Origin of the sequence: Enterococcus pernyi (genome assembly GCF_045371165.1) — a bacterium.
In the GTDB taxonomy this organism is placed as follows: Bacteria; Bacillota; Bacilli; order Lactobacillales; family Enterococcaceae; genus Enterococcus_B; species Enterococcus_B pernyi.
This window is the reverse complement of the sequence record NZ_JBIQDM010000003.1, coordinates 94,524-111,626: the sequence shown is the minus strand read 5'-3', so window position 1 is coordinate 111,626 and position 17,103 is coordinate 94,524. Positions and strand designations below refer to the sequence as shown.

The following is a 17,103-nucleotide window of genomic DNA, read 5'->3' as shown; positions in this document are numbered from 1 at the left end:
ATAGCGTATGTATACAAGTTTAGAATATGTCATTGTTCATAAAGTTGATATCTATGAATTAAATCGTTTTGGTTCAAATTGGCGTACTCAAACGCTAGTTTTTAAGTTGCCTGGAGATAAAAAACGATTATTTTCTTATCACGTGACAAATAAGATTGACATTTCTCATTTAAAAAAAGGGGATAGGATTAAACTTAATCTTCATGTTTTCGGTAAAGGTCGATCGACCTTTTTCAAACCAGAATTTTGTGTGAATGGAGTGTTGTTACTTGAATAATTCAAACAAAAAATTGACTTGCGGGGGGTCTAGTAACACCCCCCTAGACTGTACAACTAGAACACCCCTTGAGGCTTGTGTTGACTGGGTTTCAATCACTTTTAAGGAAAATATTTTTTTAAAAGGATTGTTACCTATTCTACATTTAGAGTTTCACGATTTCGAACACAAAGAACTTGCTGAAACAAATGAATATGACGATCGTTACAGCTATTTAAATTTGATCTCTATTATGACGAGAAGGGAAAGGGAAGATAAGCATGCTTTAACGCATATAGACATTAAAGGCCAAGGCTGTCGCTTTCTTGAAAACAATTGGCGACAAGGTTTTGATTGGATTGATTTCTTTAATATCTTGCGAACTTCGTTCACAATACACCATATTACACGCTTAGACGTTGCGATAGACGATTATAAAGGATTTTTAAACATTAGTACATTACACCGCAAAATGCGCTTAAAACATTTCAGAAGTACAGCTGGCACACGTTCATGGAGATATGTGGAAAATGGCGATATCGCTTCTGACAATGAAATTAATGGGCAAACTCTTTATGTTGGAAAAGGAGATATAGAGTTTCGATTTTATGATAAATTTGGTCAACTAGTAAATTCTCAAAATGTTGATTTGGATAAAAATATTGATTTTTGGAATCGTTATGAGATTCAGCTTAGGCATGAACGTGCTTTAGCTGTTATGAATATGATTGCTAGTGGATATTTAGAAATAGGCGAATTAGTACGGTCAATCTTCTGTGAGTATTTGACTTTTCTCGTCGAGAAAAACAGTGATTCAAATAAAAGACGGTGGCCAGTTTGTAAGTTTTGGACGGATTTCTTAGGCAATGTATCTGGTGTGCGTTTGACAATGCAACCGCTAGAAAAATCTGTCTATCGTACGAAAAACTGGGTAGAAAAACAAGTTTCTGTGTCATTAGCTGTACTTGACGAGTGTTTGAATGATTCAGGTCATTACGTAGCTGGTTTGATTGCTGACGGACGTAAACGAATGACTAAGCAACACAGACAAATGATTGAGAACTACATTAACTTAGAAAACAAGCATTAGATAGGCGAAAGGATAAAACAAATCAAGTACAAAATAATTTTAAAATTTTGCAACGGCTCGTAAGAGTCGTTTTTTTGTGTTTTTCGGTTTAATTCAGTTTGATAGAGGTTTGATTTCACTTTGAATCTACTTTGTATAATATATATTATGTAAACTAGAATAAATAAAAAATGATTACGTTCATAATTCCTCGTTCTAACCTCTCTCACTAATCGTAAATTTCCATAATTCTCTAGTTTTTTTGTTATCTGTATTTATTTTTATCATTTGCGCTTTTTTAAGTCATTTTAAGAAAAGTTCGTCCGTAGCTTCGGGAAAAATAAACTACAGACGAACATAATTAAACTTAACTAAGAGAAAATCCTTCAGGTAATTCTTTAAAACAGATGTGTCCATTTTTTCACTTCGATATAGGCTACTGGAATAAAAGATAAACCAAGAACCCATAGCCAGTTGGAAAGTCCAATCGTAACAAATCCAAAGATATGTTGTGTCAGAGGGATTGTCACTAATAAGACAATGATCAATGCACCAATTGCTGTAGTTAAGACTAGCAATGGATTGCCCAAAAATTTCAATCGTAAAATAGATACTTCACTGCGACAATTATACATATGGCTGATCGTGGATAACCCTAAGACAATAAATGTCATTGTTTCAGCAATCGCTACTGATTGTGTACGACCAATAACTATAGCCAATAATGTGACGACGGTAAACACGACAGAGATTTCAAGGATCTTAAAGGTCAATCCTCGTGAAAAAATGCTATCGTATTTATGGATCGGTTGTTTTTCCATATTTTTTTCCTCTGCAGGTTCGACACTTAAACTAAAACCAGGGATGCCATCTGCGACTACTTTGATGATCAATAATTGGATCGCTGTGACTGGCGCCCCCCAACCTAAGATCAAAGAAATCAATACGATCGTTAAAGCTGAAATATTACAACCTAACATGGCATATAAAGATTTACGGATATTTTGATACACTCTGCGCCCCTCTTCTACCGCTTGGACGATCGTTACAAAATGATCGTCTACTAAAACCATATCAGAAGCTTCCTTCGCCACTTCCGTTCCACTCCCCATAGCAATGCCGACGTCCGCTGCTTTTAATGCCGGAGCGTCGTTCACTCCGTCCCCTGTCATGGCGACGATTTCGTCATTTTGCTGAAAAGCTTTAACGATTCGTATCTTGTCCTCAGGTGACGTTCGAGCAAACACTCGACATCTATCGATAGTTTCGGCTAACTGTTTGTCACCCATTCTTTTCAGTTCCGCCCCTGTCATTGCCTGGTCTCCTTCTCCCATTATCCCTACTTCTTTAGCAATACGTGAAGCTGTTAATAAATGATCGCCAGTGATCATAACGGTTTTGATCCCTGCTTTTTTGGCTATTTCCACTGCCTTTGCTGCTTCTTTCCTCGCTGGATCGATAATGCCGATAAAGCCGGCAAATTTCAACTCCTCCTCTAGTTCTTCCTCTGATAATTCTTCAATCGGTTGCTGGAATACCTTGTACGCTACTCCTAATACACGGTACGCTTGATCAGCAAGTTGATCATGTTCCGCTTGGTAATGTTCGCTTGGATTCACCAAGTGCAGCCGATCGAATGCTCCTTTTGTGACTGAAAAATATTCTTGACCCATACGATAGACAACTGTCATACGTTTTCTTTTTGAATCAAAGGGCAATTCTTTGATTTTTTTCAAATCAGAAAGAGATTCCTGTAATTCTTTCTCCGAAAATCGATCTTTTACAGCTTTTTGAATCGCTAATTCCGTTGGATTGCCCCCTCCATCGTTCTCAGAAGAACCACTCGCAAGATAAAACAGTAAAAGTAGATTTTTTTCCTTGTCTTTAGTGAAGTCTATAAGAATAGGTAATTCTGTTAGAGGAACGATTTTTTTTAACGTCATTTTATTTTCAGTGATCGTACCCGTTTTATCTGAACAAATCACAGAGACGCCGCCTACTGTTTCAACAGTTGAAGGTGTTCGAACAATGGTTTTCTTAATTGCCATATTCCCCATTCCCACAGCTAAAGAGATGGTTACGACAACCGGTAATACTTCTGGTATTGCTGCAACTGCCATTGAAATTGCAGTCATGATACTTGATTCCACACTCAAACCTTTTACTAAACCAATTACAATTGCTAAGAAACCAGCAGTGATTGCGACTATTCCTAGTACTTTACCCAGTCTTTGCATTTTGATTTGCAGTGGTGCGACATGCGTTCCTTCATTCGTGATTAAATGAGAGATTTTTCCGATTTCTGTAGCATTACCAGTTTTTTCTACTAAAATCGTTGCTTTACCTGTCACAACCAATGAACCTGAAAATACTAGGTCTTTACGATCACTCAATGCTTCAATATCACTAGCACGATAAGAAGCGTCCTTTTCACTCGGTTCACTTTCTCCAGTCAAAAATGATTCGTCAACAAAGAAATTAGTACTTGTAATTACTTTCGCGTCAGCAGGGACACGATCACCCAATTTAAGTTGTACGATATCACCAGGAACGATCTCAGAGCTGTTGATTTCTTTAACGGAACTTTCTCTCAAGACACGGCTAGATGGCGTACTCATTTTTTTCAGTTGATCCATTGATTTTTCCGCACTTTTTTGTTGCCGTATCGACAAATAAAGATTTAATAGGACAATTGAAAAGATGACAATTGGTTCTGTAAAATCATCCGGATGTGTTTGATAAGCAATAAACGTAGATAGTCCTGTGGCAACAAGTAAAATCAAAATCGTGATATCTTTCATTGATTCTTTGAAATAAACACTAAAAGATTTAGTTGACTGAGTGTCAATCGAGTTTACACCGTAGTATTCTAATCGATCGTTTGCTTCTTGTTCCGTCAATCCTTTTTGTCTATCTGTCTGTAAGTTTTCTATTTTCATTCTGCCTATTCCCTCCCAAAACAAAAAGGAGCCAGACAAACGAACCATTAAAGCCTACGGTTCGTTTGTCTGACTCCTACAAGATCGTTCCGGCGAACGCTCTTAAGTCATAAATTTTTTATGAAGTTATTATTTCACAGTTCAAGCAATGGGTCAAGGGAGAAGTTGATAAAAGAATGTTCCTCTGTGTACAAAGTAAATTGACCCTTCCGTTCATTTGTATTACGATAAATAAACACGATAGAAAAGGAGCCTTGTCCGATGCTGATACGAGAAATCAAACCACAAGATGATCCAATCATCAAAGAAATTATTCAAACTTCCCTAGAATCACTCGATTTAGCGATTGAAGGAACTGCCTATTTCGACCCACAATTAGACCATTTAACAGACTACTACCATGCTCTCCCCTGTGCTGCTTATTGGGTGGTGGAATTAGAAAATAAAGTAGTTGGCGGAATCGGAATCACACCTTTTGACGAGCAAAAGCAGATATGTGAATTACAAAAATTGTACTTAGCCCCAGAAGCAAAAGGTTTAGGAATTGCCAACCAATTGATGGAAACAGCATTGTCTTATGCCACTCAACATTACCGTCAATGCTATTTAGAAACGATGCATTTATTAAAGCCTGCTTGTAAACTATATGAAAAGTTCGGCTTTCACTTGATAGCTGATCCACTAGCAGGTTCTGAACACTCGACGATGGACGCTTGGTATATTAAAGAGTTAAAAAAAGACGGCGAATAAGGAAATTTTTCTCTTATCGTCGTCTTTTTTATCTATTTATATGAACTGTTGAATAAATTGCGTAATCACCGGTAAGAAATAAACAACACCCGCCGCAGCTAATACGAAAAGCAACTGTTTCCGCTGTTTCTTTCTTTTCAGTAGACTACTCGTTGTATGCAACAAGTAAGTGCCACTTTTGGCTGCTGCGGTCAAAGTTGTCAAAATGACCGTCGGTGAGTAGCCAGTCGGATGTTTTGTAATAGCTAATAATTTGGTTCCGTATTCTGGATATGCAATAACTGCTTGATATAGCGCAACCAGCGTTAACAACCCCATTGCATAATTCAAAAGCGAATTGATTTTTTTCACGTACAAGTACTCCTCTAATAATGATTACTTTAGTATTTTTTGGTTTAGGTATTTTTACTTTTCGGAATATATATACCTACTCTTGTTTTTCCATCCAAGGAAATGAAAAGCCGATCGTTAAATCTTCTTTCAAAATAAGGACAGCATCAAACTTTCCTTTTTTCCCCGTGAATCCTTTGACCACTTTTCTGGTCTTTCCCTTTGAGAGTAACTCTCTAAGATTTGTTTTAGTCAATTTCTTCTTAGCAATCGTAGGCCATAATTTAAAATCACATTCCTTGTTCGTACATGTCGCGATTTTTGGATACAACATCACAATGCCTTTTTTACATTTCGGACAACGCCCGACTTGGTCATTCTTCTTCTCCATTGCTTCGATTTGCATCAAGCCGCTTTGCTCTTCCGACAAGTCGACTGTTTTTACTTGTTCTGGGACGACTTCTAATAAATGCAGAATAAATTTTTTGATATTTTCTAAAAAGACTTCTGGTGTTCCTTGCCGTTCACCGATTTTTTTTAGATAACTTTCCCACCGCGCCGTCATCTCAGCACTTGTCAGTAAAGATTCTCCTGCTACTGCTTTACACAAAGTGATACCTTTGGCAGTCACTTGAATATCATTTTTATTGACTTCGATATAGTGCCTTTGTTTCAAGTTTTCAATAATGCTCGCGCGGGTAGCTTCCGTTCCGATCCCTTCCACTTCTTTCAGAATCTCTTGCGCTTCTTCATCATCTAAGGTCTTTCCTGCGGTTTTCATCGCAGTGATCAGCGTTCCCTCATTGTAGGGCTTAGGCGGTTGAGTCTCTTTCTCAAGCCTTCTCAGATCAACAGCCACTACCTCTTGTTCACTAACTTTAGGCAAAAGCTGACCATCTGATTTTTTCTTGCTTTTTACGGTCAAGATTTGTTGCCAGCCTTCTGCAATCGGACGTTTCCCGACACTTTTTAAACGCAATCGTTCCACTCCTGTAAGGATCACGGTTTCTTCATAGCGATAATTTTCTGCAAACATTGCTAAAGTCGTACGCATCACCTGCAAATAGATCGCTTGCTCTAGTCGGGAAAGCTTCGCAAAACGTTCCTTCGTCGGTATCGTTTTTGTGGGAATGATCGCATGATGCTCTTGGACTTTTTTTGCATCCACATATCGTTTTTTAGGAAATGTTTCTGGTGTCGCTACCTCTGTGATCCCTAAAAACGCTTTATAGCGATCAAGATTTTGGACAAGATACTGGTGTTCGCTTTCTGTAATGTAAAAAGAATCTGTTCGAGGATAACTCAAAAACTTACTTTCGTACAAACCTTGAACTGCATCAAGTGTGGCTTTCGCACTGACTTTCATCAGTTGATTCATTTTCGATTGTAAACTTGACAAAGAAAACAAACGTGGACTACTTTGTTGTTTTTCTTTTTTCGTTACTTGTAAGATCGTTCCTTGTTGTTTTCCTAAATGCGCTCCTTTTCCCTCAATCGCAGTAACTAATTCGTTCGCAGTCTTAAAAGTTTGTTTCGGCTCGATTTTACCGACAAACTGCCCATGTTGACTTTTGATCTGCGCTTCTCCTTCGAAATAAGGCTCTTTTTTAAACTTCCTGATTTCTTCTTGTAACTGGTAGATCATATAAAGCGTTGGTGTTTGCACGCGCCCTAAGGAGAAGCTCCCTGAGATTCCTTTTTGTTGCAGCAGCAAACTATACAGTGGACTGCCATTCATCCCGATCAGCCAATCCGCATGTTGACGTGCTTGTGCTTCTTTGTATTTTGGATAAAATTGCTCCGCCGGTTTCAGTTGTTTGAACCCTTGATAGATGGCTTCTTTTTCCAATGAATTGATCCATAAACGTAAGTACTGCTTTTGCTTCGTAAAGGCTTTTGCTTGCTGGATGATCGACCAAGCAATCGCTTCACCTTCACGGTCACTATCTGTTGCGATAATGATCGTATTAGCTGCTTGCAATTGTCGTTTGACAATGGCGAATTGGCTCCGTTTCTCTGGAGGCACCGTATATTTAAATTGGTCAGGAAATATCGGCAAGTTGGGCAATGACCACTTCGCCCAGCGTTCTTCATACTCTCCAGGAGGAACCATTTCCACTAAATGACCAAATCCATAAGTGATTGTTACTTCACCTGTGAATAGTGGATCGCTGACTTCAAAATAACCTTCCTGCTTTTTCTTTTTTTTGAACGTTTCCGCATACGCTTTTGCTTGAGAAGGCTTTTCAGCAAGTATCACTGTTTTCATGTTTTTCCTCCTCTTGATAAAATAAGAATTCTTTAACAGTTTACCAAATGGTTTTCAAAAAGAATAGCGAAAAAATTGAAGATGTTTTTGTTGAATGGAAAAAAGCGTTACAAAAAAATAACTATAATCACCTAAAGAAGAACATTTACCTTTTTATTATTATCATGCTGTTATTTTTAAATAAGGATAAAAACATTGATAAAAGAACAGCATGTCTTAACATATAATTAGTATTTGCAAAGAAAATAACTATATAAAAAAATGAGTTTTTTTATAATTATAATTTTAAATAAACTTGAAGTTTATTGTTATATTTTCCAAAATATAATTAAGCAACCTACGACACAAATAAGGAGGTTTTTGGTAGTTGAACTGTTGGTAGTCACTCAAGCCATTTGATAAAAAGGAGTAAAAAATGAAAAAATTTTATCGCCTATTACTTGTTGGTCTGTTGCTCGCACCTTTTGCCACTTTGCCACTTGATGTCCACGCCCAAGAAGCGATCGCTGGCGAAATAACCCAACCTGACGAAACCATCGTTCCGATCGATACCACCTCAGCGATTCCTTCGTCCGCAGAACCACAAAATGCAGCAGTTGCCTTAAACGTTTTTAATGGAATCAGCATGTCTGCTTATGCATCTGGTTTATCAGGTAGTACACTTAGCGCTGGCTTACTGTCGACCGCCGCCTCCGCTGTTCTTGCCCCCGCTCTACTAGGAATTGGTCTAGGGGTCGGTTTTTATCAGCTCGGTGCCTCTTTAGGCGTAGCAACAGCTGATTTAGCGAAAACAAACAGTGGCTTATTTGAATCGATCGGTAGCAGTGCCTCCACTCAAAATGAACTGAACGCTTTTGCAATGTCTGGAATTGATTCGACAACAAATACCTACAATTTCTCCGCAGCCTTACAAAACCGCTACGCACAAGATGTAACAAGCAATGCGTTGATGCGTGAGTACTTGACTGGCGAGAGCGACCACGGAATCTTTACTTTCAGCGTCAGTGACCGTGTTGAACTCTATCGTCGCTACATCAACTACACCATCCCTTGGACACTACGAGAGCAAGCAGCGGTGGTCGGACGTAACACGTCACTAGCCGATTCTCTCTCCCAGAATGAGTTTTTCGTTTTAGAAAGCATCCAGTATGGCGAATCCGTTCGTGGTGCAGATGATGCCATCTTGAACATCACCGGTTCTTCTTACTACGGCTATGATTTCCCAGAACCTTTTAATTATCAAGTCAAGCTTGATACGAGCATCTCTACGCTCTTAACAGAGATCACAACAAAAGAACAATTGCTCGACTACGTCCAAGCAACCACACCCTTTGAATTTGGGGTCGTCAATGAACCTTCTAAGGCCTTAGCTATTGAAACTGCCCAAGAAATGGCTGTCGCATATGATGAACGAACCAGCCAAATCAGCCAAAGTTTAAGCGAAGCCTTGGCTCCAAACAACAATGGGTTAGACTTTGATCCATCAGGAATGATCGCTACATTATATGGTGCCGCAGTTGTATTGGATCACGCTGGGAACTTTATCTATGCTCAAACGCAACAAGCCGTTCCAGCGCATTTAGTTGGAGCGATTGAGTTTTCTTATAGTGAAGAGTCAATACCTTATGATAATGCTCTTACGATTAACGGTAGGCGAGGGACATTTGATCCAGAAACAGGAAGCATAATCAATGAAGGAACAAATGAAACTTTAATTGATTCAGCATTAGGGGACTGGACCATTGCTAGCTACAAAACTCTGGTGGCTGAACTACGTAAATATGACGATAACGAAGATGCCTGGTATACCCCCCTCGACTTAATCTATGATGAGTACTATGCTCATGGTGGCAAAGGCCATACGATTACAGATCATGTTATTCAAAATTGGGACACCTTGTTAACTAGAATGGAAGGTGACGACGAACTAAAATATACTACAAGTTTTCACAACGCCCTCCAAGCTTTATTAATAGTCAACTATGCCATTTGGACAGCAAAACATGAAAATTTATTAGCCGGAGATAAAGGCTTCGACTTAGGTTACTGCAATTTACCAGAAAATAGCAATTCGATTTCTTATCGATCCTATGGTCAATTGTCATTAGGGGTTTCTCTAGGTTTTGGTTTATCAAAAACCACAATACCTAATCAATTTGATCGGCATGAGCACATCCCTTATGCAAAGGTCATGATCCGAAAAACCAAACAAGCAGTCCGAAAAAATAGAAAATATTTTATTGTTACTGCATTTCCTGATTTAGAAAGAACGGTTCAGGGATGGAGTCCTAGTTGATAGAAGTTCGTTAGAAAATAATCAGAAAAAGGTGGATTTAAAGATTCATCTTTTTCTAATTTAACCTTCCGATTTCTCGAACACTGGAGGTTTAAGAAATTGAGTGACATAAAGGAGGAAAGTAGATGGAACTATTAGAAAAAGAAACACTAGCATGTCGGGATTGGAATGGAGAAAATATACCAAATTATGTTAATTATAGCTTCTTTAATGAACCATATTATCAAGGAATTCACAGTCACCAGCAAGCTATAATAGGATATCTAGAGTTTTTACATCGAATCGCCCAATGTAACCACTGGGCATCAAACCTCAGAGTAAAAACTGGAAACCCTGCTAGTATAGAACGATTCAACGAGTATTTCTGTTCAATAAAAGCTAATCCGCTCATCTATATCAAAAGAGACCCTGATTATTTAGGTTGGAAAACAAACCCGATTTACGTCAATAAAGAAATGATGAAAGCAGAAAAAATTAATCCTGAAATCCTATTTAAAAATAGAGGAGCCTATGAAAAAGCCTTTTTCCATGAAACTCAAACAACTACAGTGAGTAAAGAACAATTTTTAGTGCTTAATCAACGATTCTTTCCTGAAAGAGAGCATTTAAAAATCTACGAGTGGGATGCATCCTTCTCCAATCGCTTTAATCGTGCGCGTGATTGTTACGGTGCATATTTATGGAGTATTTACGATGAAAAAAGAAAACGATTTACAGTAATCAGTGTATTTTTGAATCCTTAGTGATGAACCCGTATTTGAAAAAATGCTTTTTCTTCACTTATTTACATATGCAACTGAGAGTCATCACATGACTTTCAGTTGCATATTATTATACTTGATCAATTGTGTTATTCAATCAGCTATTGAAATTCCGATCACTGTAAATTTATGTTGTGCTTTGTCATATATCGTCCATAAAAATCCATCATATAATTCTCTTCCAAAAGAAAAGTAATTTGACCATTCGCTGTTCCATTCATACACCGTTAGCGTTTTTTTATTAGGAAACAACCAATCATTAAGTTGTATAAAGTGGTCTTTTTTACCACCATAGCTGTACGGAGGATGAAGAAAAAGAAAGGTATACATAGATTGATAACCACCTGCACTTTTGTTGTCTATTGATATTAACTCCTCGATCGTTGAGAGTTTCCCATACATTAAGTCTGGATTCACGGCATATCTATACTGGAGTTGATTGCCATATCTAGGTAAACAATCAAAATAAAGTAATTCAGTATAGTAAATTCCTGGAACATCCCTTTTTTCATTCATCACTTTAATAAATTCAAGTGCTACTTTTCGATGACTAGAGCGCCCTTTATACTCGCTCTCCTCGAAAAAAACATAATCTATCAAAAGACCCTGCACTGGAATGTTTCTCTTGTGGGCATTTTGTTTAAACTCAAATGTTTCTTTTCTCAATAATCTCATGATCGACCTCCTTCTTTCTCAAGTTCCTAAAACTGTGAACTTCTTACTTTCTTCATCGTAAACTGTCCATAAGTAAGCAGCTCCATTCATCTTCTTTATGTAAGAAAAATAATCTGACCAAGTATTGTTCCATTGATAAATAATCAGTTTGGCTCTATTTTCAAAGATATGATTGTTCAATTGAATAAAATCTTTCTCCTCTCCTTTATAAGATGAAGATAATTTAAAGAAAGCAGTGGCATAATCGGAAGTATATTTCTTGTCCGAATCATAGGCTGTAGAAAAGAAAACATTCCCTTCGATTATAAACCCTTGCATCAGTAGTTGATTGATGGAATAAGTTTTTCTCAGATTGACAGGGAAATTTACTCTATCCGTATACTCAATTTTTGTATGTCCTCTCTTTTGATTGATTGCTGTCACAAAGGCAAGTGCTGCTTTTTTGTGACTTTCTTCCCCTTTGTAATTTTCTTCATGGAAGAAGCCGTAAGTAAGTACGAGCTCTTTCATACAGATATTTTTTTCAACCATAGTCAGTACAAATCGATCTGTTTCCTTTTCCAAAAATTTCATCTTTCCCTCCTCTAGAAATGTTGTATGTACTCGATAGTATTTTTCACGTAGTATTCAGTACCTCATCGAAGCACCTATCACTGTAAATTTTTCAGTTCCCCTCTCATAAATCGTTCATAAATAAGCCCCTACTCCTCTCTCCCTATTGAAAAATAATTTGACCAATCATTATTCCATTGGTAGATTATTAGGTTCTCTTGTACAGGAAATAGATACTCATTGGCTTTTAAAAAAATCTCTTCTCGCTGAGGTTTATATATCTGTGAGAGTATGGAATAAGCATAGGAAGATTCATATTTACCATTCTCACATTTAGTAGAGAAAAAGGCAGGAGGCAATACTGATTTCGCATACATCAACTCTGGGTTCACTGCATAAGGATAAGCCAAAGACTTAATAAAAATAGGTAAATCATCAAAACAATGTAATTCTGTTGAATGAACACATGAGTACCCTACTCTTTTTTTGTTCATCACCTTTATAAATTCAATCGCTGCTTGTTGATGACTCTCCACATTTCGGTAATTCTTCTCTTTAAAGTAAACAAAGTCTAAATTTAAACGTCTTGTAAATAATGCTTTCTCCTCTAATTTTTGGCTCAATACTTCTGTTTCCTGTAGTAAAAACTCCATATTATATTTTTCTCCTAATCTCATAAAATGCTTGCATTGATCACCGTAAACTTATTTCTTTTAGAATCATAGATCGTCCATATAAAAGCTCCTCTATGCTGTCTGCCATAATGAAAATAATCTGACCAAGTATTATTCCACTCATAAATAATCAGTTGCTCTTTATCTGGAAAAAGAATATCGTTCATTTGAATAAAATGGTCTACTTTTCCGAGATAGTATGAAGACATCTGGAAGAATGCATAAGCATAATTTGAAAGAAACGGTTGTTTAGGTTTCCGAGAAATTGAGAAAAAAACCTCGTGACTTAAACGTCGAGCGGTCATGAGCGTAGGATTTATTGTATATTCTTGTATTCGGTTATCTAAATGTTCCTGCTTATTCCAAGTAATCATAGGATATCTTTTTTTCTGGTTCGCAAACTTAACAAGCTGAATTGCTGCTTGTTGATGACTGCTATCTTCCTCGTAATCTTTCTCATGAAAGAATAGAAAAAGAATCGGGATATTATTCTCCATCATAGTCAAAGGGAATCGATACGTCTCTCCATCTAATAATTTCAAATTGATTTTTCCTTTCTTTTATGTGATGTTTTCTTTTCTATTATGTAGTCAATAAAGCACCAAGCACTGAAAATTGAGTCAAAATCCGATGAATGAAATTTCTCTGCATACATTTCATAATGATCAGTTTTCGGTTTCCCTATGTTTTTATTACCCAATTATTTACTTTTACTAAATGATTCAATTGTTTAACCTAATTATAGGTGTGTTATTCTCTTACCCCTGTTCTGCTAAATAAATACTGATGATCGTAAAGATTTGGGTTCTAGAATCATAAACACTCCAAAGATAGGCGCCCCAGCCCACACGCGTATAATTGAAATAATTTTTAAGTTCTAAATTTTATTCATAGCCTAAATAAATATCAATGACTGTAAATCTCTTTGTATTCGTATCGTAAATACTCCATAAATAGGCACCGATGCATACTCTAGGATAGTTGAAGTAATTTGTAAACTCTGAATTCCATGAATAGATGGTTAATTTGTCTTTTAAAGGAAAGAACCGTTGATTTACCAGATTAAAGTCTGTCTTAGATAACTTTGTACCATGAAATTCATCAAAAAAAGCTTCCTCATATACCCCGCCATCCATAAAAAATTCCTCCGAAGTTAGTTCAATGCCTTCCATCATCTCTTCATTGACTTCAATGGGGTAGCCATCTAAGTTTAACGTAGTAGGATCAATTGCTGTGTATATAATTGAATCAGAATTTAGTTCAAGAAATTTCGCTACATACATTTCATGGGTAACAGATTTTCCAGCTTCTTTGCGTTTTTTTGATGACCAAAGATTTGTTCTTATTATGCGACTTGTATAATTTAAGTAAGCCAAAATTGCCTCTTTATGGGTGACCTTTCCTTGGTAATCACTTTCCTTAAAGAATGTATAACCAACGTAATGCGGAAAAAGTACATCCCCTTTTTTTAATTCTAACGTTTCTTTTACCAATAATTCCATGTCTTTTCCTCCTCGAAGTTTTATGTATTACATGATACCTATTTCGTCATAGTTATTGTTTTTCTTGAACATATTAATCAACAATAATTGTGACTTGATTTACCTACTAAGTAGGATAAAAATTTAAAAAACTAAATTAAACTCAATCTGTCATAGAAGATCCTATGACAGTCAGTTTATTCGATGCAGTATCGTAAATCGTCCAAAGAAAGGCATCCATCCATTCTCTCCCAGGAGAAAAGTAATTCGACCAATTGTTATTCCATGCATAAATGATTAACACACTTTTCTTAGGGAATAATAATTTATTCAAGGAAATAAAATCTTCTTCGTCCCCACTATATGAATATGGTGGGAAAAGAAATGTTTGTGCATACCAATTTAAATAGCTTCCAGAAGCTGTTTTTTCAACAGAAAAGAAAACATCTGCCTTTATCCGTTTTCCATACATTAATTCTGGATTTACGGCATAACTCAATCTTATTGGGCTACATACTATGGGTAAGTGATCGAAATAATGCAAATCTGTATATAGAAGACCTGGAATATTTCTTTTTTCATTCATTACTTTGATAAATTGAAGAGCGGCTTTACGATGACTGGAGTATCCACGATAACCTGTTTCTTCAAAAAATACATAATCGAGTAAAAGTCCATTGATTGGAAATTTTCTTAAATAGAGTTTTTGTTTAAATTGATACGTATCTTCTTTTAATAACTTCATTCTGTCCTCATCATTCAACTCAATGTTGATGCCCCACATACCGTAAATCTTTTTCTTGTTGGATCATAAATCGTCCAAAGGTACGCTCCTTTTCCGGAATGTTTTCCATAAGCGAAATAATCTGACCACGTGTTGTTCCATTGATAAATGACTAATGTTTCCTTCTCGGAATATAATCTGAAATATAATGACCTTCTAAGTCGCTGTGTGCAGAAAAAAAAGTATCGACTGGAATTCTTGCTGCATCCATTAAATTTAAGTTTATGGAATAGGTTACTGATATATTGACTGGTAATTCAAGTTTATTCGTATACTCAATTTGATCATGTCCTCTTCTTTGAATGAGGAACGTAACAAATGCTAAAGCTGCTTTTTTGTGACTTTCGTATCCTTGATTATTCTTTTCTTGAAAAAACGCATAGTTGATTGCTAAATCTTTCATCCAGATGTTTTTTTCAACCATGGTCAGTACAAAACGGTTAGTCTCCTTTTCTAAAAATTTCATCCTTACCTCCTTTAGAAATGTTGTATGTACTCAATAAGTATAATTCGTATACTTTACAAAAAGACCTATTTATCTTTGGGTCACCAAACGTATACTTAAATTTCATAATCATCCTCCGAACCTCTAAAAAATCAAACAGAAAACCTAATTATTTTCATTGTTATTTTATATGTATTTAAGCAGAATAAATATCTTTTTAAGATTATATTATCGCATGATAAAGAAATCGACAAGTTTCACTGATTTATTTATCTTGTTTTTTTATCAAGTCATACCTGCGAAACAAAGATTTATTTTTTAAGAAATAAAAGTAAAAAAATAAGCTCATAAAAAATGTAAAATTGTTAAGAAATTCAATCTGAATAATAAGTGGATTTTTGCGAGGAGGATAAAATGGAGCTATTAGAAAAAGAAACACTAGCATGTTGGGAGTGGAGTGGATAAAATATACCACTTTATGTTAATTATACCTTCTTCATTGAACCTAATTATCAAGGAATTCACAGTCACCAGCAAGCTATACTAGGATATCTAGAATTTTCGAATCGAATTGTACAATGTAATCATTGGGCATTCGACCAAAGAGAAAAAACTGGGAAGCCTACAAGCATAGAACAATTTAACGAATATTTTTGTTCAATTAAAGCTAACCCACTCATCTATATCAAGCGAGATCCTGATTACTTAGGTTGGGAAACATACCCAATTTATGTAAATAAAAAAATGATGAAGGCAGAAGAAATCAAACCCGATAGTCTATTTAAAAATAGAGGAGCCTATGAAAAAGCCTTTTTCCATGAAACTCAAACAACAACAGTGAGTAAAGAACAATTTTTAGTGCTTAATCAACGATTCTTTCCTGAAAGAGAGCATTTAAAAATCTACGAGTGGGATACATCCTTCTCCAATCGCTTTAATCGTGCGCGTGATTGTTACGGTGCCTATTTATGGAGTATTTACGATGAAAAAAGAAAACGATTTACAGTGATCAGTGTATTTTTGAATCCTTAGTAATGAACCTGAATTCGAAAAATGTTTTTTCTTCATTTATTTATATATGCCACTGAATGTCATATGAAGACTTTCAGTGGCATATTATTGTATAGTTTGATCGATTATTCATAGTGAGTCCATGCAGAGTAAATCTCAACAATTTTTTCTTTGTCATTTATTTTATACACCACTCGATGTTGGCGATTCAATCTTCTTGAATACCTTCCTTCATGAGTTGGCTTTAGCTTTTCAAATGCTTGTTTAGGGCAATAAGGATCAGTTTTTAATGTTTCGATAATAGTAAGAAATTGATTTTTTAAATTAGAGCTCTTTAGCTTTTTTAAAATCTGTTTCAGCTGAGTTTTTAACTACTACCTTATAACTCCCCATCAAAGGTCATCCCAATCAATATCGTCTACATTTATAAATCCCGTATCGTCTTGTTCTCTTTTCTTTACGATGTCAAGTGTACCAATTTGTTCCAAAAATAGCGTTTCTTTGATTGCTCGCCAATCTTCTAAACCAATCAAGACCGCGTTATTCTCATTACGCTCACTAATAATCTCGATTTCTGTATGATTTTCATTCACTTCTTTTAACAATTGATAAAATTTTTTTCGTGCAGTACTCGGATTTAAAGTAGTATTAGACATTTTCCTTCTCCTTTTTGCATTTATTACCTATATTTTGACGTACTCAAATAAGTAAATCAATTATAAAACTATTCTTATAGCAAGCAAAATAAATTAACATCACAAAAAGACTCTTCTAGAACTAAATACTTCTAGAAAAGCCTTTTTAACAAAAC

Annotated in this window: 17 protein-coding genes and 1 pseudogene; 6 read left to right on the top strand and 12 right to left on the bottom strand. The window is 36.0% G+C overall.

Translation table 11 applies throughout. The features are described 5' to 3' along the window. The first annotated feature begins 7 nt into the window (after positions 1-7). Positions 8-277, top strand: a complete 270-nt coding sequence (locus tag ACH0AK_RS05075; protein ID WP_271524806.1) for a hypothetical protein — start codon at positions 8-10, stop codon at positions 275-277. Beyond that, the gene (locus tag ACH0AK_RS05070; RefSeq protein WP_271524808.1) at positions 270-1,346 is read left to right on the top strand and encodes a replication initiation factor domain-containing protein; all 1,077 of its coding nucleotides are present in this window, start codon (positions 270-272) and stop codon (positions 1,344-1,346) included. The genes ACH0AK_RS05075 and ACH0AK_RS05070 overlap by 8 nt, the downstream gene beginning before the upstream one ends. Before the next feature lie 377 nt (positions 1,347-1,723). Here the strand turns inward: ACH0AK_RS05070 and ACH0AK_RS05065 are convergent, their stop codons facing one another. Continuing rightward, entirely contained in the window at positions 1,724-4,264 is a 2,541-nt protein-coding gene (locus ACH0AK_RS05065) for a cation-translocating P-type ATPase (protein ID WP_499796762.1), read from the bottom strand. Between the two features lie 261 nt (positions 4,265-4,525). Between ACH0AK_RS05065 and ACH0AK_RS05060 the strand changes: the two genes are divergently transcribed. Next, complete coding sequence (locus tag ACH0AK_RS05060) at positions 4,526-5,014, top strand: GNAT family N-acetyltransferase (RefSeq protein WP_077151336.1); 489 nt, start codon at positions 4,526-4,528, stop codon at positions 5,012-5,014. A gap of 36 nt (positions 5,015-5,050) precedes the next feature. On the opposite strand, the gene ACH0AK_RS05055 is transcribed toward ACH0AK_RS05060, so the two are convergent. Together ACH0AK_RS05055 and ACH0AK_RS05050 are read right to left on the bottom strand one after the other, a co-directional pair. Continuing rightward, a complete protein-coding gene (locus tag ACH0AK_RS05055; protein ID WP_010735484.1) occupies positions 5,051-5,365 on the bottom strand; it encodes a hypothetical protein in 315 nt (104 codons plus the stop codon). Positions 5,366-5,441: 76 nt separating this feature from the next. Beyond that, positions 5,442-7,613 (bottom strand): type IA DNA topoisomerase, encoded by a 2,172-nt coding sequence (locus ACH0AK_RS05050; RefSeq protein WP_023519649.1) that lies wholly within the window; start codon positions 7,611-7,613, stop codon positions 5,442-5,444. A gap of 415 nt (positions 7,614-8,028) precedes the next feature. On the opposite strand from ACH0AK_RS05050, the gene ACH0AK_RS05045 reads away from it, so the two are divergent. Next, entirely contained in the window at positions 8,029-9,909 is a 1,881-nt protein-coding gene (locus ACH0AK_RS05045) for an RNase A-like domain-containing protein (RefSeq protein ID WP_226076539.1), read from the top strand. Between the two features lie 125 nt (positions 9,910-10,034). Continuing rightward, positions 10,035-10,652 carry a hypothetical protein gene (locus ACH0AK_RS05040; RefSeq protein WP_499796760.1) on the top strand — a complete coding sequence of 206 codons (618 nt, stop codon included), beginning with the start codon at positions 10,035-10,037 and terminating at the stop codon, positions 10,650-10,652. 111 nt (positions 10,653-10,763) lie between these two features. Here ACH0AK_RS05040 and ACH0AK_RS05035 read toward each other — a convergent pair whose 3' ends face one another. The 7 genes from ACH0AK_RS05035 to ACH0AK_RS05005 form a co-directional block, all read right to left on the bottom strand. Continuing rightward, the gene (locus ACH0AK_RS05035) at positions 10,764-11,345 is read right to left on the bottom strand and encodes a hypothetical protein (protein WP_023519644.1); all 582 of its coding nucleotides are present in this window, start codon (positions 11,343-11,345) and stop codon (positions 10,764-10,766) included. A gap of 18 nt (positions 11,346-11,363) precedes the next feature. Next, complete coding sequence (locus ACH0AK_RS05030; RefSeq protein ID WP_023519643.1) at positions 11,364-11,918, bottom strand: hypothetical protein; 555 nt, start codon at positions 11,916-11,918, stop codon at positions 11,364-11,366. Between the two features lie 128 nt (positions 11,919-12,046). Further along, entirely contained in the window at positions 12,047-12,550 is a 504-nt protein-coding gene (locus ACH0AK_RS05025; RefSeq protein WP_010735490.1) for a hypothetical protein, read from the bottom strand. A gap of 20 nt (positions 12,551-12,570) precedes the next feature. After that, on the bottom strand, positions 12,571-13,113 hold the full coding sequence (locus ACH0AK_RS05020; RefSeq protein WP_023519642.1) for a hypothetical protein: 543 nt from the start codon (positions 13,111-13,113) through the stop codon (positions 12,571-12,573). 342 nt (positions 13,114-13,455) lie between these two features. Then, positions 13,456-14,073 carry a hypothetical protein gene (locus ACH0AK_RS05015; RefSeq protein WP_062805248.1) on the bottom strand — a complete coding sequence of 206 codons (618 nt, stop codon included), beginning with the start codon at positions 14,071-14,073 and terminating at the stop codon, positions 13,456-13,458. A 142-nt stretch (positions 14,074-14,215) separates the two neighbouring features. Beyond that, a complete protein-coding gene (locus ACH0AK_RS05010; protein ID WP_062805249.1) occupies positions 14,216-14,797 on the bottom strand; it encodes a hypothetical protein in 582 nt (193 codons plus the stop codon). A 151-nt stretch (positions 14,798-14,948) separates the two neighbouring features. Further along, entirely contained in the window at positions 14,949-15,302 is a 354-nt protein-coding gene (locus ACH0AK_RS05005) for a hypothetical protein (protein WP_226076544.1), read from the bottom strand. Between the two features lie 723 nt (positions 15,303-16,025). Between ACH0AK_RS05005 and ACH0AK_RS05000 the strand changes: the two genes are divergently transcribed. Continuing rightward, positions 16,026-16,313: a hypothetical protein gene (locus ACH0AK_RS05000; RefSeq protein ID WP_023519635.1), complete on the top strand. Its 288-nt coding sequence runs from the start codon at positions 16,026-16,028 to the stop codon at positions 16,311-16,313. Between the two features lie 104 nt (positions 16,314-16,417). Here the strand turns inward: ACH0AK_RS05000 and ACH0AK_RS04995 are convergent. After that, a pseudogene (locus tag ACH0AK_RS04995) lies at positions 16,418-16,685 on the bottom strand (Txe/YoeB family addiction module toxin). Then, positions 16,685-16,948 carry a type II toxin-antitoxin system Phd/YefM family antitoxin gene (locus ACH0AK_RS04990; protein ID WP_010735497.1) on the bottom strand — a complete coding sequence of 88 codons (264 nt, stop codon included), beginning with the start codon at positions 16,946-16,948 and terminating at the stop codon, positions 16,685-16,687. Before ACH0AK_RS04990 ends, ACH0AK_RS04995 begins: the two are co-directional and overlap by 1 nt. Between the last annotated feature and the right edge of the window lie 155 nt (positions 16,949-17,103).